Source organism: Rhodopseudomonas parapalustris (genome assembly GCF_053772255.1).
On record NZ_JAMKBZ010000065.1, the window covers coordinates 1 to 1,885 of the forward strand.

Here is a 1,885-nt window from a genome sequence, read left to right on the forward strand (position 1 = left end):
CGCAATGATCTGCTCTTCCGTGAACCTTGCTCGCTTCATCAGTCCGTCCTCGTCAGGGCCGGACTCTAACTCCAACTGGAGGAAAAATTCAGGGGCAGGTCAATCGAGCGGGCCTGCTTCTCGGCGATCTCGGCCTTGAGCAGGTCGCCGACGAAGCGCTGCGGTTCGTGCTTGCGCTTGACCGCGAGGGTGAGCGTTTCGTCATAGGCGGCGCGCATGCCGTAGAGCTTCAAAGCCCCCATCATGTCGAGAACTTCGGTGCGCTCCATGCTCATGCCCTCCTGAGTTGATCGTATCTGGCGCAATCGGCGATCGGCGCGTGGTGCAGCGTCAGTGACGCCGGCGTCGCGATGGGCGCGATCGGCAGCGGATCGCGGCGGTGCGCCAGGATGTTGAGGATGACGTCGGCGGAATGGACGCCCTCGGCCAGCGCGTCGCCGCAGGCGGCTTCGACCGCGGACAATCCGTCGGTCAGGACCGCCGCCAGGATCGAGACCATTTGCCGGTCGCCGTCGTTGGACCCGGCCAGCTTGCGCCTTACGCGCTCCAACGCCGTCGGCAGAACCCAGTCCCGGAACGGAGCGCCATTACGCAAGGCGCCCGGTTTGCGCGCCAGAACCGGCACGTAATGCCAGGGATCGTAGATGGTCTCGCCGCCTCCATAGCAGCGGGCGTGTTCGGCGACGACGCGGCCGTCCTGGCGGATCACGATCCGGTCCACATAGGCATGGACCTCGACCGGCCGGCCGACAGCGCCGGCACTGACCGAGTATTTGTTGTTGTCGAATCGCACCAGGCAGGTCTTCGACACCGACGCCGGCATCGCGTGGAAGCCGTCGAACCGGCCACGATAGGGGATCAGGTGCGGCCGCTCGTCCTCGAACGCCGCCCAGATCGTCGTCTCAGGCCGTTCGGGATGGGCGTGGCTCTTGGCGTAGGCGACGCATTTGTCGATCAGCCAGGCGTTTAGCTCGTCGTAGCTCTTCACCTTCAGACGCGGCGCGAAGAAGCGTTCGCGCACCAGACCGACCTGGTTCTCGACCTGGCCTTTCTCCCAACCCGACGCCGGCGTGCAGGCGACCGGATCGACCAGATGATGCGAGCACATCTGCAAGAAGCGGCGGTTGTACTGCCGGTCCTTGCCGACGAAGATCGCCTCCACCGCCGTCTTCATGTTGTCGTAGATGCCGCGCGTGCAGACGCCCCTGAAGAAGGCGAAGGCGCGTTCGTGCGCGTCGAACACCATCTCCTGGCTCTCCCGCGGATAGGCGCACCAGGAACATCCGGCTGTGGCACAGGCGCATATGAGCGACCTTCACGGTCGTCGTCACGCCGTTCATCACCACGATCTCGTGGCTCCAGTCGAACTGGTAGGCCTCGCCCGGCACGAACGCCGCTGCCGCCGCGCTCGCGCGCTTGGTCTGCCAGGCGATCACGTAGCGCCGCACCGCGGCATAGCTGCCCGGGTAGCCGAGCGCGCGAAGCTCTTCGTGCAGCCGGATGATCGTCAACCGCTCGCGCGCCGACCGCTTCTCGTTCGCCTCCAGCAGCGCCTCGAGCTGTTCTCGCCATGGACCGATCCGCGGCAAAGGCTGACGTGAACGCTCGTACCGGAACTCGCTCGCATCCGATCGGATGACCTTCCGGACCACCTTGCGCGAGACCCGTAGCTCCCGGCAGATCTCCTTGATCGACTTGCCGTGGCTGAAATACGCCCGGCGAATCTTGGCGATCGTCTCCACAACCAGCATCCCAATCACGGCCTCCAGTTGTCCTGGAGACCAGTGTGGACCCGTCGCAACGGGGTCCCGATTGGGTGAAAATCAGCCCCGCAGCGGGGTCCCTATTCCATGAAAAAACACATCGCGTGGGTAGATTGGCTCGA

2 pseudogenes are annotated in these 1,885 nt (G+C 64.7%); both read right to left on the minus strand.

The features are described 5' to 3' along the window. Nucleotides 1-101 precede the first annotated feature (101 nt). Nucleotides 102-269 (minus strand): annotated as a pseudogene (locus tag M9H71_RS25010) (ATPase); the annotation flags it as partial. Beyond that, nucleotides 202-1,751 (minus strand): annotated as a pseudogene (gene istA, locus M9H71_RS25015) (IS21 family transposase). The pseudogenes M9H71_RS25010 and istA, both read right to left, overlap by 68 nt. Nucleotides 1,752-1,885: the final 134 nt, after the last annotated feature.